General features: G+C 64.8%; 15 protein-coding genes. 4 read left to right on the top strand and 11 right to left on the bottom strand.

The window, feature by feature from the left end; genetic code table 11:
- The first annotated feature begins 68 nt into the window (after positions 1-68).
- Positions 69-3,506: a pyruvate carboxylase gene (gene pyc, locus ELX51_RS17855; RefSeq protein ID WP_127754765.1), complete on the top strand. Its 3,438-nt coding sequence runs from the start codon at positions 69-71 to the stop codon at positions 3,504-3,506.
- A 70-nt stretch (positions 3,507-3,576) separates the two neighbouring features.
- Here pyc and ELX51_RS20185 read toward each other — a convergent pair whose 3' ends face one another.
- A complete protein-coding gene (locus tag ELX51_RS20185) occupies positions 3,577-3,933 on the bottom strand; it encodes a YkvA family protein (RefSeq protein ID WP_206524657.1) in 357 nt (118 codons plus the stop codon).
- Between the two features lie 115 nt (positions 3,934-4,048).
- Here ELX51_RS20185 and ispG point away from each other — a divergent pair, with 115 nt between their 5' ends.
- Together ispG and ELX51_RS20105 are read left to right on the top strand one after the other, a co-directional pair.
- Positions 4,049-5,290: a flavodoxin-dependent (E)-4-hydroxy-3-methylbut-2-enyl-diphosphate synthase gene (gene ispG / locus ELX51_RS17845; RefSeq protein WP_127754764.1), complete on the top strand. Its 1,242-nt coding sequence runs from the start codon at positions 4,049-4,051 to the stop codon at positions 5,288-5,290.
- The gene (locus ELX51_RS20105; RefSeq protein WP_164854910.1) at positions 5,287-5,424 is read left to right on the top strand and encodes a hypothetical protein; all 138 of its coding nucleotides are present in this window, start codon (positions 5,287-5,289) and stop codon (positions 5,422-5,424) included. Before ispG ends, ELX51_RS20105 begins: the two co-directional genes overlap by 4 nt.
- On the opposite strand, the gene ELX51_RS17840 is transcribed toward ELX51_RS20105, so the two are convergent.
- The 6 genes from ELX51_RS17840 to rimM form a co-directional block, all read right to left on the bottom strand.
- Positions 5,421-5,900 (bottom strand): YbaK/EbsC family protein, encoded by a 480-nt coding sequence (locus tag ELX51_RS17840; protein WP_127754763.1) that lies wholly within the window; start codon positions 5,898-5,900, stop codon positions 5,421-5,423. The genes ELX51_RS20105 and ELX51_RS17840 overlap by 4 nt on opposite strands.
- 8 nt (positions 5,901-5,908) lie before the next feature.
- On the bottom strand, positions 5,909-6,544 hold the full coding sequence (locus tag ELX51_RS17835; protein ID WP_127754762.1) for an MOSC domain-containing protein: 636 nt from the start codon (positions 6,542-6,544) through the stop codon (positions 5,909-5,911).
- Positions 6,545-6,547: 3 nt separating this feature from the next.
- Entirely contained in the window at positions 6,548-7,450 is a 903-nt protein-coding gene (locus ELX51_RS17830; protein WP_127754761.1) for a polyprenyl synthetase family protein, read from the bottom strand.
- Between the two features lie 123 nt (positions 7,451-7,573).
- The gene (rplS, locus tag ELX51_RS17825) at positions 7,574-8,119 is read right to left on the bottom strand and encodes a 50S ribosomal protein L19 (protein WP_127754760.1); all 546 of its coding nucleotides are present in this window, start codon (positions 8,117-8,119) and stop codon (positions 7,574-7,576) included.
- A 194-nt stretch (positions 8,120-8,313) separates the two neighbouring features.
- Complete coding sequence (gene trmD, locus ELX51_RS17820; RefSeq protein ID WP_127754759.1) at positions 8,314-8,994, bottom strand: tRNA (guanosine(37)-N1)-methyltransferase TrmD; 681 nt, start codon at positions 8,992-8,994, stop codon at positions 8,314-8,316.
- Positions 8,991-9,527 carry a ribosome maturation factor RimM gene (rimM, locus tag ELX51_RS17815; protein WP_127754758.1) on the bottom strand — a complete coding sequence of 179 codons (537 nt, stop codon included), beginning with the start codon at positions 9,525-9,527 and terminating at the stop codon, positions 8,991-8,993. The genes trmD and rimM overlap by 4 nt, the downstream gene beginning before the upstream one ends.
- Before the next feature lie 125 nt (positions 9,528-9,652).
- On the opposite strand from rimM, the gene ELX51_RS17810 reads away from it, so the two are divergent.
- Positions 9,653-10,045, top strand: a complete 393-nt coding sequence (locus tag ELX51_RS17810; protein ID WP_127754757.1) for a hypothetical protein — start codon at positions 9,653-9,655, stop codon at positions 10,043-10,045.
- A 3-nt stretch (positions 10,046-10,048) separates the two neighbouring features.
- Here the strand turns inward: ELX51_RS17810 and ELX51_RS17805 are convergent, their stop codons facing one another.
- The 4 genes from ELX51_RS17805 to ELX51_RS17790 form a co-directional block, all read right to left on the bottom strand.
- Positions 10,049-10,465, bottom strand: a complete 417-nt coding sequence (locus tag ELX51_RS17805; RefSeq protein ID WP_127754756.1) for a metallopeptidase family protein — start codon at positions 10,463-10,465, stop codon at positions 10,049-10,051.
- On the bottom strand, positions 10,456-11,859 hold the full coding sequence (gene leuC / locus ELX51_RS17800) for a 3-isopropylmalate dehydratase large subunit (RefSeq protein ID WP_127754755.1): 1,404 nt from the start codon (positions 11,857-11,859) through the stop codon (positions 10,456-10,458). The genes ELX51_RS17805 and leuC overlap by 10 nt, the downstream gene beginning before the upstream one ends.
- A 98-nt stretch (positions 11,860-11,957) precedes the next feature.
- Entirely contained in the window at positions 11,958-13,550 is a 1,593-nt protein-coding gene (purH, locus tag ELX51_RS17795; RefSeq protein ID WP_127754754.1) for a bifunctional phosphoribosylaminoimidazolecarboxamide formyltransferase/IMP cyclohydrolase, read from the bottom strand.
- 72 nt (positions 13,551-13,622) lie between these two features.
- Complete coding sequence (locus ELX51_RS17790) at positions 13,623-15,236, bottom strand: heparinase II/III family protein (RefSeq protein WP_127754753.1); 1,614 nt, start codon at positions 15,234-15,236, stop codon at positions 13,623-13,625.
- Positions 15,237-15,341 lie beyond the last annotated feature (105 nt).

The raw sequence follows: 15,341 nt of genomic DNA, 5'->3' as shown, positions 1-15,341 counted from the left end.
CGGGGCCCCTTTGCATTTCCAAGCCGCGTTGTTGCGCCCCAATCCCCTCTGGCCGGGAATTTAAATCGATGCCAATCAAGAAAATCCTTGTTGCCAATCGCAGCGAGATCGCCATTCGCGTGTTCCGGGCCGCCAATGAACTCGGGCTCAAGACCGTTGCGGTGTTTGCCGAAGAAGACAAACTGGCGCTGCATCGCTTCAAGGCCGACGAGGCCTATCTGATCGGGGTGGGCAAGGGGCCCGTCGAGGCCTATCTGCAGATCGACGAATATATCCGGGTGGCGCGCCTGTCGGGCGCCGATGCCATCCACCCCGGCTATGGGCTCCTCTCGGAAAGCCCGGAATTCGCCGATGCCTGCGAGGCGGCCGGGATCGTTTTCATCGGCCCCAAGGCGCAAACCATGCGTGATCTCGGCAACAAGGTTGCCGCCCGCAACATGGCGATCGCCGCCGGCGTGCCGGTGGTGCCCGCCACGGATGCGCTGCCCGACGATCTCGATGCGGTCAAGGCCATGGCGGCCGAGATCGGCTATCCGCTGATGCTGAAAGCCAGCTGGGGCGGGGGCGGGCGCGGCATGCGCCGGATCATGGATGAATCAACGCTGCTGGCCGAGGTCTCGGAAGGCAAGCGCGAAGCCAAGGCGGCCTTTGGCAAGGACGAGATGTATCTCGAAAAGCTCGTCGAACGGGCCCGCCATGTCGAGGTGCAACTCGTGGGGGATGATCACGGCAATCTGGTGCACCTTTTCGAGCGCGATTGCTCGGTGCAGCGGCGCAACCAGAAAGTGGTGGAGCGCGCGCCCGCCCCATACCTGTCGGAAGAAGTGCGCACCAAGCTGACCGACGCAGCGCTGCGGCTCGGTAATGCCGCCCGTTACCGCGGCGCGGGGACGGTCGAATTTCTGATGGACGCCGACACGAACGAATTTTATTTCATCGAGGTCAATCCGCGCATCCAGGTGGAGCATACGGTCACTGAGGAAGTGACGGGGATCGACATCGTCAAGGCGCAAATCAAGCTGCTCGATGGCGCGGTGATTGGCACTCCGGAGTCCGGTGTGCCGCTCCAGGCCGATATCAAGCTGCATGGCAATGCCATCCAGTGCCGGGTGACGACGGAAGATCCCGAGCAAAACTTCATTCCCGATTATGGCCGCATTACCGCTTATCGCGGCGCCACCGGCTTTGGCGTGCGCCTCGATGGCGGCACGGCTTATGCGGGGGCGGTGATCACCCGCTATTACGACCCGCTGCTGGAGAAGGTCACCTGCTGGGCCCCGACGCCCGAGGAAGCCATTGCCCGCATGCATCGCGCCTTGCGCGAGTTCCGCATTCGGGGCGTGTCCACTAACCTGGCGTTCCTCGAAAACATCATCACCCACCCAGATTTCGTCGAGAACCGCTATACGACGCGCTTCATCGACACGACGCCGGCGCTGTTCGACATTGCCCGCCGCAAGGACCGGGCGACCAAGCTGCTCAGCTACATCGCCGATGTGACGATCAACGGGCATCCCGAAGTGCGCGACCGCCCGCGCCCCCCGGCCGAGGCAGCCGCCCCCGTGGTGCCCCAGTTCCCGCCCGCCGCAGCCGAAGGCAGCCGCCAGGTGCTGGAGCGCCAAGGGCCAAAGGGTCTGGCCGAGTGGATGAAGGCGCAGAAACGCGTCCTCTTCACCGACACCACGATGCGCGATGCGCATCAAAGCCTGCTCGCCACGCGGATGCGCAGCTTTGACATCACGCGAGTGGCGCAGGCCTATGCCCATGGCTTGCCGAACCTGTTTTCGCTGGAATGCTGGGGTGGCGCCACATTTGACGTCGCCATGCGCTTCCTCAATGAAGATCCCTGGGAGCGGCTGGCGCAAGTGCGCGACGGCGCCCCCAATATCCTGACGCAGATGCTGCTGCGCGGCTCCAATGGCGTCGGCTACACCAACTACCCCGACAATGTGGTGCGCTTCTTTGTGCAGCAGGCCGCCAGGGGGGGCGTGGATGTGTTCCGCGTCTTTGATTGCCTCAACTGGGTCGACAATATGCGCGTCGCCATGGACGCGGTGCTCGAGGCCGACAAGGTCTGCGAAGGCGTGCTCTGCTATACCGGGGACATGCTGGACCCCGACCGGTCCAAATATGACCTCAAATACTATGTGGCGCTGGCCAAGGAATTGGAAGCGGCCGGCAGCCATGTTCTGGGCATCAAGGACATGGCTGGCGTGCTCAAGCCCGCCGCGGCGCGCAAGCTTGTGGCAACTCTGAAGGACGAAGTGGGTCTGCCCATTCACCTCCACACCCACGACACCTCCGGTGCAGCCGCCGCGACGGTGCTGGCGGCGGTGGAAGCAGGCGTTGATGCGGTGGATGCGGCGATGGATGCCCTGAGTGGCACGACCTCGCAGCCCACACTCGGCTCGCTCGCGGCAGCGCTGGCGGACGGCGAGCGCGACAGCGAGCTCGACGCCAAGGCCATCCGGCAGATCTCGTTTTACTGGGAAGCCGTGCGCACGCAGTATCGTGCCTTTGAAAGCGATCTGCGCGCGGGGGCTTCGGAAGTCTATCTGCATGAAATGCCGGGCGGGCAGTTCACCAATCTCAAGGAACAGGCCCGCTCACTTGGCCTCGAAACCCGCTGGCACGAGGTCGCCCAGACCTATGCCGACGTCAACCAGATGTTCGGCGATATCGTCAAGGTCACGCCCAGCTCCAAGGTCGTGGGCGACATGGCTCTTGCCATGGTCTCGGCCGGCCTCACGCGCGCCGAGGTGGAAGACCCCAGGCGCGACATCGCCTTCCCCGATTCGGTGGTGGGGTTCTTTGCCGGCGATCTCGGCCAGCCGCCCGGCGGCTTTCCGCCTGCCTTGCAGAAAAAGGTGCTGAAGGGCCGCGAGCCGCTGACCGAACGGCCGGGCTCCTATTTGCCGCCGGTGGACTTGGAAGCCGAGCGGACCCGCATTGCCGAGGAAGTGGGGCACGAGGTCGATGATTATCGCCTGGCGTCAGCGCTGATGTATCCGAAAGTCTTTGCCGACTTCGCCAAGACCCAGGACCGCTACGGTCCCACCGCAGTGCTGCCCACCCCGGTGTACTTCTATGGGCTGGTTGAGGGCCAGGAACTGCTCGTCGACATCGAAAAGGGAAAGACGCTGGTGGTCAACTATCTCGGCCGCGCGGAAACCAACGAGAAGGGCGAAGTGCGGGTGTTCTTTGACCTCAATGGTCAGCCGCGCACCATCACCGTGCCCGATCGCCTCAAGGCCGGCGAGGTCAAGCTGCGCGCCAAGGCGGCGCTGGGGGATAGCAAGCAGGTCGGTGCGCCCATGCCGGGGGTGATCTCGACCCTGGCGGCCAAGGAAGGGCAAACGGTGTTTGCCGGGGATGTGCTGTGTTCCATCGAAGCCATGAAGATGGAAACCGCCATTCATGCCGAAGCCGATGGCGTCGTCGCCGAAGTGCTGGTCAAGCCGGGAGATCAGATCGACGCCAAGGACCTGCTGGTGCGCATGGAGTAGCCGCGGAAGCGATCCCGCGGCTCGATGGAGCTACTTCTGCCGCTGTCCCGGCTTGAACCGGGCCAGTGGGTCAAAGCCGGCGGGCCTTGCCGTCGATGACATTGCCCTGAGTAGGACGAGCGGCGCGGGCACCGGCCCGGGCCTTTTCGCCGCGCACTTCGAGCGGCAGCATACCGACGATCCAGCTTACCAGCAGGGGCACGATGACCATGTCATCGACGATGCCAAGGAAGGGCAGCACGTCGGGGATCAGGTCGACCGGACTGATCAGGTACAGCGGCACCAGCAGCATGGCGAATTTGAGCGCCAGCGGCGTTTCCGCGTGCCGGAAGCCGCGCCAAAGCAGCAGCAGTTCCTTGCGGAAGATAAAGAACCGGCCCACGGTGAAGCGACCGAGCAAATTGAGGGGCGAGAAGAGGTTTTTCATCATAGCTCTTAAATGGCCCTGGCTCGCTTTAGTTCAAGACCTCCCCGTTCACGTAAGCGTCGGATTGCGCTTGTAGGCTGCTCGCCTTATTTGTGGCTCAGCAAAGAGGTGTTTCATGTCGGGCCCGGCACTGCGCAGGCAATCGGTTGGAGTCAATGTTGGCGGGGTCCTGGTCGGCGGGGGCGCACCGGTCGTGGTGCAATCCATGACCAATACCGATACCGCCGACATCGATGCGACCGTGCGGCAGGTGATGCAGCTGGCGCGAGCGGGCTCGGAGATCGTGCGGATCACCGTGGACCGCGACGAGTCGGCGGCTGCCGTACCCCATATCCGCGACCGGCTGGCCTTCATGGGCTATGACGTGCCGCTGGTGGGTGACTTCCATTATATCGGCCACAAGCTGCTGACGGATCACCCGGCCTGCGCCGAGGCGCTGGCGAAATACCGCATCAATCCGGGGAATGTGGGCTTCAAGGCCAAGCGCGACACGCAGTTCTCGACGCTGATCGAACTCGCCATCCGCTACAACAAGCCGGTGCGCATCGGGGTCAATTGGGGCTCGCTCGATGAAGAGCTGCTCACCCGGCTGATGGACGAAAACGCGGTGTCCGCGGCCCCCATCTCGGCCGCCGCCGTGCAGCGCGAGGCGATCATCCAGTCGGCCCTGCTGTCGGCGCGCCGGGCCGAGGAAATTGGGCTCGGGCGCGACAAGATCATCCTCTCCACCAAGGTCAGCGATGTGCAGCACCTGATCGCCGTCTACCAGGATCTGGCGGCGCGCTGCGATTATGCGCTCCATCTCGGGCTGACCGAAGCGGGCATGGGCTCCAAGGGCATTGTGGCCTCCTCGGCCGCGCTTGGCATTTTGCTGCAGCAGGGGATTGGCGACACGATCCGCATTTCGCTGACCCCCGAGCCGGGTGGGGACCGCACCACCGAGGTCAAGGTAGCCCAGGAGCTGCTGCAGACCATGGGCTTCCGCCAGTTTCTGCCGGTGGTGGCTGCGTGCCCGGGCTGCGGGCGCACCACCTCCACCACGTTCCAAACGCTGGCCAAGGACATCCAGGATCACCTGTCCGCCTCCATGCCGGAGTGGAAGGAGCGCTATCCCGGCGTTGAAACCCTTTCGGTCGCGGTGATGGGCTGCATCGTCAATGGCCCGGGTGAATCCAAGCACGCCAATATCGGCATTTCCCTGCCCGGCACCGGGGAAACCCCTGCGGCGCCCGTCTTCGTCGATGGCCAGAAGGTTGCGACGCTGCGCGGGGCCGATGTGGCCGACCAGTTCAAGGTGATGGTGGCCGATTATATCGAGCGCAAATTCGGTGCCGGCCAGCAAACGGCGGCGGAATGACTGAAGAGTCTGAGGAGCGGCAAGGGCGCCGCAGCGCCCTGCAGCTGCTTTATGGCAACAAGCGGCGCTGGATCTATATCGGTGCCTTGATCGTGGCCCTGCTGGTGCTCAAGGCGCTGGGGGTGCTGGACTAGGGCGTGACCGCCTCGGGGACAAGGCAGGCATCCACCCATTGGTTGCCGCAGAGTTCGGCCAGCCGCTCGAGGCTCAGGCGCACCGAGGAATGGGTGTCCCCGCCGGCCGGGATGACTGCGTTATAGATCTTGAGCGATTGATCGAGGAAAATCGGCAGCGGCTGGGGCAGGCCGAAGGGGCAAACGCCGCCCACCTTGTGGCTCGTGAGCTGCTCCACCTCCTCGGCTCCCAGCATGCGGGGGCGGCCGCCGAGCGCTGTTTTGGCCTTGGTGTTGTCGAGCCGCGCATCGCCACGCGTCACGAGTAGCAGCACTTCCCCCTTGACCCGGATGCACAGCGTCTTGGCGATCTGTCCGGGCGCGCAGCCATGCACCGCCGCCGCCAGATCGACTGTCGAGGTCGCCTCCGCGGTTTCGATGATGGGCAGGTCGGGGGCACGCAGCGCCAGGTCGGCGCGGACAGATTGCAGGGTCATGAAAATCCTCAGAACAGGCGGGCGAGCCGCGAGGCGAAATCGTCGCGCAGCTTGTGGTGCAGGGGCGCTTCAAGCGCGCGGCGCAGGATGGATGGATCGGGATCGCGCACCCCGTCCAGCGCCATCAGTTCGGCGACGGTGATGCGGGTCCCGGCAAAGGGGGTGTAGGTAACCGCCATTCCCGCGGCGACTTCGCCAGTCGCCAGCACGCGGCAATAAGCGCCGGGGCGGTTGGCGCGGTGAAAGCGCTTGGCCCAGCGCGGATCGCCCATGCGGGCGCTGAAGGTCAGGCAGGGCGTGCGGTGGGAGGTGACTTCGAGCTCCACCGCCCCGATGCCGAAGCGATCGCCAACGGCGATGGCGCGCCCATCGAAGCCCTCGAGCAGCAGGTTTTCGCCGAAGGTACCGGGCAGGGGCGTGCTGCCCAACTGGCCGGCCCACCAGCGGTAATCATCGGCGAAGTAGAGGTACACCGCCTGATCGACGCCGCCATGGTGCTTGCGGTCCATCACCGCATCGCCGGCAAGGCCAAGCGTGTCGATGGCAACCGGGCCCTCCACCGCGGTCTTGAAGATGCCGGTCTTGGCCTTCTTGCCCGGGATCGGCTGGGGCGTTCCGCAGCAGACGGCAAGCAGTTCGTGCACCCGCTAATGCTCCCGGCTGGCGAAATAGCGGGCCGTGGCGCGCAAGCCGTCGGCCTTGGGGCCGAAGGTACGCAGGGCCAGCAAAGCCTCGTTGACGGTGCGCGACAGGGCCGTGCGAGCCCCATCAAGGCCAAGCGAGGCCACGAGGGTCTGCTTGCCCGCCTCGGCATCCTTGCCGGTGGCCTTGCCCATGGTTTCGGGCGAGGCAGTGACATCGAGAATATCGTCGGCGAGCTGGAAGGCGCGACCGGCCGCTTCGGCATAAGCGGTGAGGGCCGAAAGGGCGCGGCCATCGGTCGTGCCGAGCAGGGCTCCGATCCGCACGCTGGCGCGGATCAGGGCGCCGGTTTTCATCGCCTGCATGGTGGCAATTTCGGCCGGCGAGAGATCGGCGTCTTCGCCGGCAATGTCGCGCATTTGCCCCCCAACCATGCCCCCAGCGCCGCTCCCGGCAACGAGCTCCCCAACCAGGGCAATGCGCACCGCAGGATCGGGATGGCATTCGGGGCTGGAAAGGAGCCCAAAAGCATGGGTGAGGAGCGCATCTCCCGCAAGGATCGCGGTGGCGTCGTCATAGGCCTTGTGCACGGTGGGGCGGCCGCGGCGCAGATCATCGTCATCCATGGCTGGAAGATCGTCATGCACCAGGGAATAGCAATGCACCAGTTCCACCGCGAGGCCCGCCATCAGCGATTGGGCAGGTGGCACATTGAACACCGCCGAGGCCTGGCGCACGAGCAGGGGCCGCAGCCGCTTGCCGCCGGCGAGGCTGCCGTGGCGCATGGCAGCGATCAAGCGCTCGGGAGCCGGGCCGGGGCCCGAAAGGCGGGTCGCACCGAGCGCCCGATCCAGCGCGGTTTCCACGGCAAGCGCACAATCGGCAATGTCGGCGGCAAAATCGTACATGGGTTTGTTGCTAGCCGTTCGCCGCCCAAGCGGCAAGGGGGCGGGGGATGGGAGGCGCACCCGGCAACACAAAGGCCCGGCTGGTGGCCGGGCCTTTGCAGAAATGGGGAGGAGGTCGTGAGCTTATTCGCTCTTGGTCCCGGCAGCAGCGGCTTCCTGCTCGGCAGCAGCAGCAGCGGCTGCAGCTTCCGCGTCCTTGGCAGCCTGCTCGGCGGCAAAAGCCTCGGCAGCGGCGACCTTTTCGGCGTCACGCGCATCGCGAGCAGCCTGGGCCGCCGTACGCTCTTCAGCCTCGATCTTCTTGGTGCGGGCGTTGGTCGATTCGAAAATACGGGCCGACTTGCCGCGACGATCGCGCAGGTAATAAAGCTTGGCGCGACGCACCTTGCCGCGCTTGAGCACTTCAACCGAAGCGATATTGGGCGAATAAAGCGGGAACACGCGTTCCACGCCTTCACCATAGGAAATCTTGCGCACGGTGAAGCTGGCGGTCAGGCCGCCACCGTTGAGGGCGATAACCACGCCTTCGTAGGCCTGCAGACGCTCTTTTTCGCCTTCGCGGATCTTGACCCACACCTTGACGGTATCGCCATGGGTGAATTCGGGAAGAGTGCGCTTGGCGGCGAGCTGCTCAACATGCTCAGCATTGAGCTGCTGGATGATATTCATGATCCGTCCTGATCTTTTCACTGGGGCAGTTGTTCGAGCCTTGCGGATCGATGCCCGGTCTTGGTTACAACGGAGAGTTTGGTCTTCTTGTTGTCGTCGGCAGCGGGTCCGATAGCCCACCGTCCAGTCGTGGCGGCGCTATAGGGGATTTTTGCCGCAAAGTCCAGCCATCCCGGGCACATCCGGCACCCCGTTCAATCCAGCAGGTCCGGGCGTCGCGCCCGGGTCAGCTCCAGGCTTTGCGCGTGCCGCCATTCGCGAATGCGCTTGTGGTCGCCCGACAGCAGAACGGATGGGATTTCGGATCCTTCCCAGCTCTGCGGGCGGGTATATTGGGGATATTCGAGGAGCCCGTTTTCAAAGCTTTCCTCGGCATGGCTGTCCGCCCCGCCGAGCACGCCTGGGATCAGGCGCACCACGGCTTCGAGCAGCACCATGGCCGCAACTTCCCCGCCCGCGAGAACATAATCGCCGATGGAGATTTCCTCGAGCTGACGATGCTCGATCACGCGTTGGTCGATCCCCTCGAAGCGACCGCAAAGGATCACGGCGCCCGGGCCCAGCGCCAGTTCGCGCGCCCGCTTTTGCGTCAGCGGCGCGCCGCGCGGGCTCATCAGGATACGCGGGCGCGGATCCCCAGAGGGCGCCACGGCATCAATGGCGCGCGCCACGATGTCGGGTTTGAGCACCATGCCGGCGCCGCCCCCCGCCGGAGTGTCGTCCACGGTGCGGTGCCGGTCGGTGGCGAAATCGCGCAATTGCGTCGTGCGCAGCGACCACAAGCCTTCCCCCAGGCCCCGCCCCAGCACCGAAGCACCCAGGGGTCCGGGAAACAGGTCCGGAAACAGGGTGATGATATCAGCGGAAAAGCTCAATCGGGCTCTTCCTCGCCCTCGGGTGCATCGAGGGGAACCACGATGGTCAGATAGCCGTCGCCCAGTCGGACATCGGGCACGACGGCCTTGGTGAAGGGGTAAAGAAAAGTGTCGCCGGAAACGGGATCGCGGATTTCGATCAGATCGCCGGCGCCAAAATTGGGCAGCGCCACGACGGTGCCGAGCACGGTGCCATTTTCTAGCCGCGCTTCCAGGCCCAGCAGGTCGGCGTGGTAGAACTCGTCCTCATCATCGTGCTCGGGCAGGCGAGCCCGGTCGATAAACAGCGACACGCCATTGAGCGCCTCGGCGGCATTGCGGTCGGCAATGCCCTTGAGGCGCGCGATGGCAACATTGTTCTGCAGGCGCAGGGCCTCGATGGTGATGGTGAGGCCGGGGCGATCGGTTTCGAGGGCGCCATACTGGGCAATGGACTGGGGTTCGGCGGTAAAGGTGGCGATGCGCACCTCGCCCTTGATGCCGTGTGCGGCCCCGATCTTGCCAAGCAGCAGGCGGTTATTGGTTGGGGTCATGGCTTACCTCGCTGGGGATGGCTCCCCATAGCAGGCGGCACGACGCTTGGGAATTGCCTGCGAAAGGAGCGGGAACCAAGGGGGCGTCCGGCAATTGTGCACACACAGTTGAAAGGAGCCCAGCAATGGCGAAAGTTCTGAGCGGTCGGGAAGAAATCCGGCAATGGACGCAGGCGCGAGCCGGCAACCCCATCATGATGGAAACGCCCGATGTGCGCGAAAGCCGCTATTTGCTGCAGCTGACCTTTGGCCAGCATGCGCTCAATGCCGAGCGCAATGAGGGGCCGGACGTGAACCCTTATGGCGGCTGGGAACTGGTGGATTGGGATGACTGGTTCGCGCAGTTGGATAAGCAGCGCCTCTCGCTGCGCGTCAATGACGACGAGCCCGGCACGCTCAGCAATGATTATGAATTCGTGCCGCGCGAGGGCAGTGAGGAAGACCAGACCACCGACGCCGCCCGCAAGCCGGCCGCGATCACGGTGCAGTCGCCCAATCCGGATGACCGGGCGTCCTAGTCCCTAATCGCTGGCGTTGTCGATGGCGTCCAGGTCGTCGTCGGAAAAGCCGAAATGGTGGCCGATCTCGTGCACCAGCACGTGGGTGATGATCTCGCCCAGCGTGTCGGTGTCGTTTTCGGCCCAGAAATCGAGAATGGCCCGACGGTAAAGCGTGACGGTATTGGGCATTTGCCCGGTTTGGGGCACGGCGCCGTCTTCGGTGAGGCCAATGCCCTGGAACAGCCCCATCAACTCATAGGGGCTTTCCATGCCAAAGCCCTCGAGCACATCGTCCTCGGCCCATTCGGCCACCGAACAGGTGACATCGGCCGCCAGGGTCTTGAACGGCTCGGGAAGGCCCGCAAGGGCTTCGCGGGCCAAAGCTTCGAAATCATCGAGGGAGGGCGCCAGGCGCTCTCCCCAGGGATTTACTGCCACTCGCGGATATCAACGAAATGGCCGGCGATCGCGGCAGCGGCAGCCATGGCGGGCGACACCAGATGGGTGCGGCCCTTGAAGCCCTGGCGGCCTTCGAAATTGCGGTTGGAGGTCGAAGCGCAGCGCTCCTGCGGCTTGAGCTTATCGGGGTTCATAGCGAGGCACATGGAGCAGCCCGGTTCGCGCCATTCAAAGCCAGCAGCCTTGAAGATCTGGTCCAGCCCTTCGGCTTCGGCCTGATCCTTGACGAGGCCAGAGCCGGGTACGACCATGGCCGAAACACCGGGCGCAACCTTGCGGTCGCCGATTACGGCGGCGGCAGCGCGCAGATCCTCGATGCGGCCATTGGTGCACGAACCCACAAAGACGCGCTCCACCGGAATATCGGTGATCTTGGTACCGGGCTTGAGGCCCATATAGTCGAGCGCCCGCCACTTGGAGGCGCGCTTGTTTTCGTCGGCGATGTCGTCGGGATTGGGGACGACGCCGGTGACCGAGATCACGTCCTCGGGCGAGGAGCCCCAGGAAACTATCGGGGGCAGGTCGGCGGCGTTGAGCACCACGACTTTGTCGAAATGGGCGCCTTCGTCGGTGTAAAGCGTCTTCCAATAGTCGAGCGCCATGTCCCAGGCCTGGCCCTTGGGCGCGCGGTTGCGGCCCTGAACATAATCAAAGGTGGTCTGGTCAGGCGCGATCAGGCCGGCGCGGGCGCCGCCCTCGATCGTCATGTTGCAGACCGTCATGCGGCCTTCCATCGAGAGAGCCTGGATGGCTTCGCCGGCAAATTCAATGACATGGCCATTGCCGCCAGCGGTGCCGATCTCGCCGATGATCGCCAGGATGATGTCCTTGGCGGTGACATGGGGCGGCAGCTTGCCATCCACGCGCACCAGCATGTTCTTGGCTTTTTGCTGGATCAGGGTCTGGGTCGCCAGCACATGCTCGACTTCTGAGGTGCCAATCCCGTGGGCCAAGGCGCCAAAGGCGCCGTGGGTCGAGGTATGGCTGTCGCCGCACACAATGGTCATGCCGGGCAGGGTGAAACCCTGTTCGGGGCCCACGATGTGCACGATGCCCTGGCGCTTATCGAAGGGGTCGAAATATTCGATGCCGAAATCGCGGGTGTTCTCGGCCAGCGCGGCGATCTGGATGGCGCTTTCCGGGTCGGGATTAGGCAGCGAACGGTCGGTGGTGGGGACATTGTGGTCCACCACCGCCAGGGTGCGCTCGGGATGGCGCACCTTGCGCCCGTTCATGCGCAGCCCCTCAAAGGCCTGCGGGCTCGTCACTTCGTGCACGAGATGCCGATCGATATAGATCAGCGAAGTGCCGTCAGCATTGTTCTGGACCAGGTGGTCGTCCCAGATCTTGTCGTAGAGCGTGCGGGGTGCCATGGGCGAGCGTTCCGGATAGGGGCTGTACTTTGGAGCCGTTCTAAGCCCAAGCCCCCGCACCGGTCAAGCAGAACCGTACCCGAGAGTACGGTTACTGTTCAGTGACGGAAATGGCGCATGCCGGTGAGCACCATGGCGATACCCGCGGCATCGGCCGCAGCGATGACCTCATTGTCGCGCATCGAGCCGCCGGGCTGGATCACCGCAGTGGCGCCAGCAGCAACCAGCGCTTCGAGCCCGTCGGCGAAGGGGAAGAAGGCATCGGAGGCCACGACGGAGCCTTGCGTCAGCGCTCCCTCGATCCCGGCGGCCTGGGCTGCGTCGATCGATTTGCGATGGGCAACGCGGGCGGAATCCACCCGGCTCATCTGGCCCGCGCCAATGCCGACAGTGGCGGCATCCTTGACGTAGACAATGGCGTTGGACTTGACGTGCTTGGCGACTACGGCGGCAAGCTTGAGGTCGCGCATTTCGGCCTCGGTGGGCGCGCGCTGGGTGACGACCTGAAGCTCGCAGTCGTTGACGTTGCGATTGTCACGCCCCTGCACGAGCAGGCCACCGGCGACCGAGCGGACGGTTAGCCCATCGGCCTTGGGATCGGCAACGCCGCCGGTCAGCAGCAGGCGCAGGTTCTTTTTGGCGGCAATGATGGCTTCCGCTTCGGGCGAGGCAGAAGGGGCGACGATCACTTCGGTGAAGGTCTTGACGATTTCCTCGGCGGCCGCCGCATCGAGCGGCTGGTTGGTGGCGACAATGCCGCCAAAGGCGCTGACCGGGTCGGTGCGCAGCGCCGCGCGATAAGCCGAGAGCAGATCGGGGCCAACGGCAACGCCGCAAGGATTGGCATGCTTGATGATGGCGACGGCCGCGGTCTCGGCGGGGTCGAACTCGCTCACGAGTTCAAAGGCGGCATCGGTGTCGTTGATGTTGTTGTAGCTCAGGGTCTTGCCCTGCACCTGGCGGGCGGTGGCAACGCCGGGGCGGTTTTCGCCCGTGGTGTAGAAGGCCGCCCATTGGTGCGGGTTTTCGCCGTAGCGCATCACTTCGCGCAAGGTGCCGGCAAAGGCGCGATAGGGGATTTCGGGATAATCGAGCGCCTGGGCAAACCAGGCGGAAATGGCGCTGTCATAGGCGGCGGTGCGGGCATAGGCCTTGGCGGCGAGCTTCTGGCGGAGGCTAAAGGGCACGCCGCCAGTAGCGCGCACCGCTTCGAGAATGGCGGGGTAATCGGCCGGGTCGACCACCACAGTTACGAATGCATGGTTCTTGGCCGCCGAGCGCACCATGGCGGGGCCGCCAATATCGATGTTCTCGATGATCGCGTCATAGCTCGCGCCAGAGGCCACGGTCTGCTCGAAAGGGTAGAGATTGACGGCGACGAGGTCGATGGGCCCGATGGCGTGCTCGCTCATCGAGGCGGCATGTTCGGGATTGTCGCGCACGGCCAAAAGGCCGCCATGCACCTTGGGGTGAAGGGTCTTGACGCGCCCATCCATCATTTCGGGAAAGCCGGTGAGGTCGGCAATCTCACGCACCGGCAGGCCGGCTTCGGCGATCAGGCGCTGGGTGCCGCCAGTGGACACCAGTTCCACCCCCGCTTCGGCAAGGCCCGAGGCAAACTCGACCATGCCGGATTTGTCGAACACCGATAGCAGCGCCCGGCCGATCTTATGTGTGTTGCCCGCGTCCATCGGTTTTGCCCCTATATCTGGTGTTTGCCGGGTGCTCGCTAGCATGAAGCGCCCGCATGCGCCAACCGCCTGTCAGTTCTGGCGGGTGAAGATCCAGGCGATCTCCGTGCCAGCAGCGGCCTGTGCCTCGAGCACGAGTTGGCGTGTACGCACCAAGCCCAAGGAGGCAGACTGGCGCACGGAATCGTCTTCGTAAAGGCTCGCGCCTTCCCACAAAAAGCTCCACACTTCGCCATTGGGGAGAACAAGCCGCGCAACGCTTTCTTCCGAAACCCGGTGCACCACCGTGCCGGGCCCGAGATGAAAGCGCAGGCAGAGCACGCCACTGGGCGTGCCCTGCGCAATCAGGCGATCCTGGCCGACCAGGGTTTCGCCATCCCCAATCAAGGTGATCTGGCGTTCGATGTCGACCCCGAAGCGGCGGCGATAACCGGCCGTGGTGAGGGTGAGCGCGTTTTCCGCCAGTTCCAGCTTTGGCTTGGGAAGGGGCCCGCGACGGCCGGCTGCACCGGCTGGTTCGGGATCCTGGCCATCGATGGTTGGGCCGGAATGGGCAACGGCTTGCCGGAACGAAGCTTCGCTGCCGGGCAGATCGGCAGGGGCTGGGCCGCAATTGCCCACCAGCAGCGCGTTGCCAGTCGAGAACTCGAAGGCCAGCGGGCTGCGATGCGCCTGGGCGGCAAAGTCCGGTGCAGGCGCGGGACCGGTATCGGCCACCAGAACCGCGTCGCCGGCGCGCAAAATGCCGTAGCCGCCGAGCAGCATGCTACGCCGCCGCAGCGGCGGGCCATCGGATTGCACGGCGATCAGGATGTCGTGGGGTAGCTGGCCGCAGCCCTGGAAATAAGCCGGCTCGCCCGTGCCCAGGGTGAGGGCATCAAGGCACATATGCATGCGATCGATCTGAGCCGCCAGTTCGGCCGTAGCTTCGGTCTTGGGGCCCAGGGGCGCGCGGCGCACGCTTGAAAGCTCCACCAGCAATTGCAGCTGAAGCCGACTATTACGCGAGCGATGCAGCCCGTCCCGGTCGAGCTGTTCGGCCAAAAGCGCGTTGAGCCGCCGCAGCCGCGCGGCCAGATCGGTGCTGCCCTCGGCATCGCAGGCGGCGGCGCCCAAAAGCGCAATGCCCGCAAACAGCGCATCAACCGGATCGCTCGCCAGCCCTTCGCGCACCTTGAGGCTCTGGATCTGGGCGCCAAGGGCGCGCTGGATAGTGCGGGACTGCTCGGGGGTGGCGCCATCGAGCAGCATATTGAGGTGGCGCAGCCAGTTGAGCACGCGCTGCGCACAAATCGTGGGCGCCCAGCTGGCGCGGGCAAAGCCGCCATCGCGCGCGATCCAGTCCAGCACCAGGGTACGGGCGAAAAAGCGCTCGCCGGGATCGCGCAGGTCGCGGAAATGGCGCAGCCAGGAAAAGCTCTGCAGGTTCTGCCACCATTCGAGGTGCTCGGGCGGCTCGGCAAAGGGCGAGGTGCCGCCGGTCTGCACCAGCTTGGAGGCCAGCAGATAACGCCCCGCCATCATGTCGCGTACGGCTTCCGCATCGGCCGGACGCAGTTCGGGCAGGTTGCCGCTCCAGCTATTGTCGGCAAGGCTGCGCCAGGTCCAGCGCACAGCCGGAAGCGTGACCACACGGTCGGCCAGCTCAAGAGCCGCGCGGCGGGCGTGATGAACCAGTGGAATCACGGCGGGGCGCTCCCTTGTGGCAGGGAGCGATATGGGTCCGCCGGGGCGGCTAATGGCTGCAACGAGTTCATGCCTCAAAGGCGCTAGGTGATTTGCGCGACTTTC

This window comes from Devosia sp. 1566, from assembly GCF_004005995.1.
Lineage (GTDB): Bacteria > Pseudomonadota > Alphaproteobacteria > Rhizobiales > Devosiaceae > Devosia.
Note: the sequence above shows the minus strand (reverse complement) of the source record. Positions and strands in the feature narration are given on the sequence as shown.

Bases quoted from the DNA above. Each gene is read 5' to 3' on its own strand.
- ELX51_RS17830 (WP_127754761.1), bottom strand. From the start codon at position 7,450: ATGTACGATTTTGCCGCCGACATTGCCGATTGTGCGCTTGCCGTGGAA.
- rimM (WP_127754758.1), bottom strand. From the start codon at position 9,527: ATGACCCCAACCAATAACCGCCTGCTGCTTGGCAAGATCGGGGCCGCA.
- ELX51_RS17810 (WP_127754757.1), top strand. From the start codon at position 9,653: ATGGCGAAAGTTCTGAGCGGTCGGGAAGAAATCCGGCAATGGACGCAG.
- ELX51_RS20185 (WP_206524657.1), bottom strand. From the start codon at position 3,933: ATGAAAAACCTCTTCTCGCCCCTCAATTTGCTCGGTCGCTTCACCGTG.
- rplS (WP_127754760.1), bottom strand. From the start codon at position 8,119: ATGAATATCATCCAGCAGCTCAATGCTGAGCATGTTGAGCAGCTCGCC.
- purH (WP_127754754.1), bottom strand. From the start codon at position 13,550: ATGGACGCGGGCAACACACATAAGATCGGCCGGGCGCTGCTATCGGTG.
- leuC (WP_127754755.1), bottom strand. From the start codon at position 11,859: ATGGCACCCCGCACGCTCTACGACAAGATCTGGGACGACCACCTGGTC.
- ELX51_RS20105 (WP_164854910.1), top strand. From the start codon at position 5,287: ATGACTGAAGAGTCTGAGGAGCGGCAAGGGCGCCGCAGCGCCCTGCAG.
- ELX51_RS17840 (WP_127754763.1), bottom strand. From the start codon at position 5,900: ATGACCCTGCAATCTGTCCGCGCCGACCTGGCGCTGCGTGCCCCCGAC.
- pyc (WP_127754765.1), top strand. From the start codon at position 69: ATGCCAATCAAGAAAATCCTTGTTGCCAATCGCAGCGAGATCGCCATT.
- ispG (WP_127754764.1), top strand. From the start codon at position 4,049: ATGTCGGGCCCGGCACTGCGCAGGCAATCGGTTGGAGTCAATGTTGGC.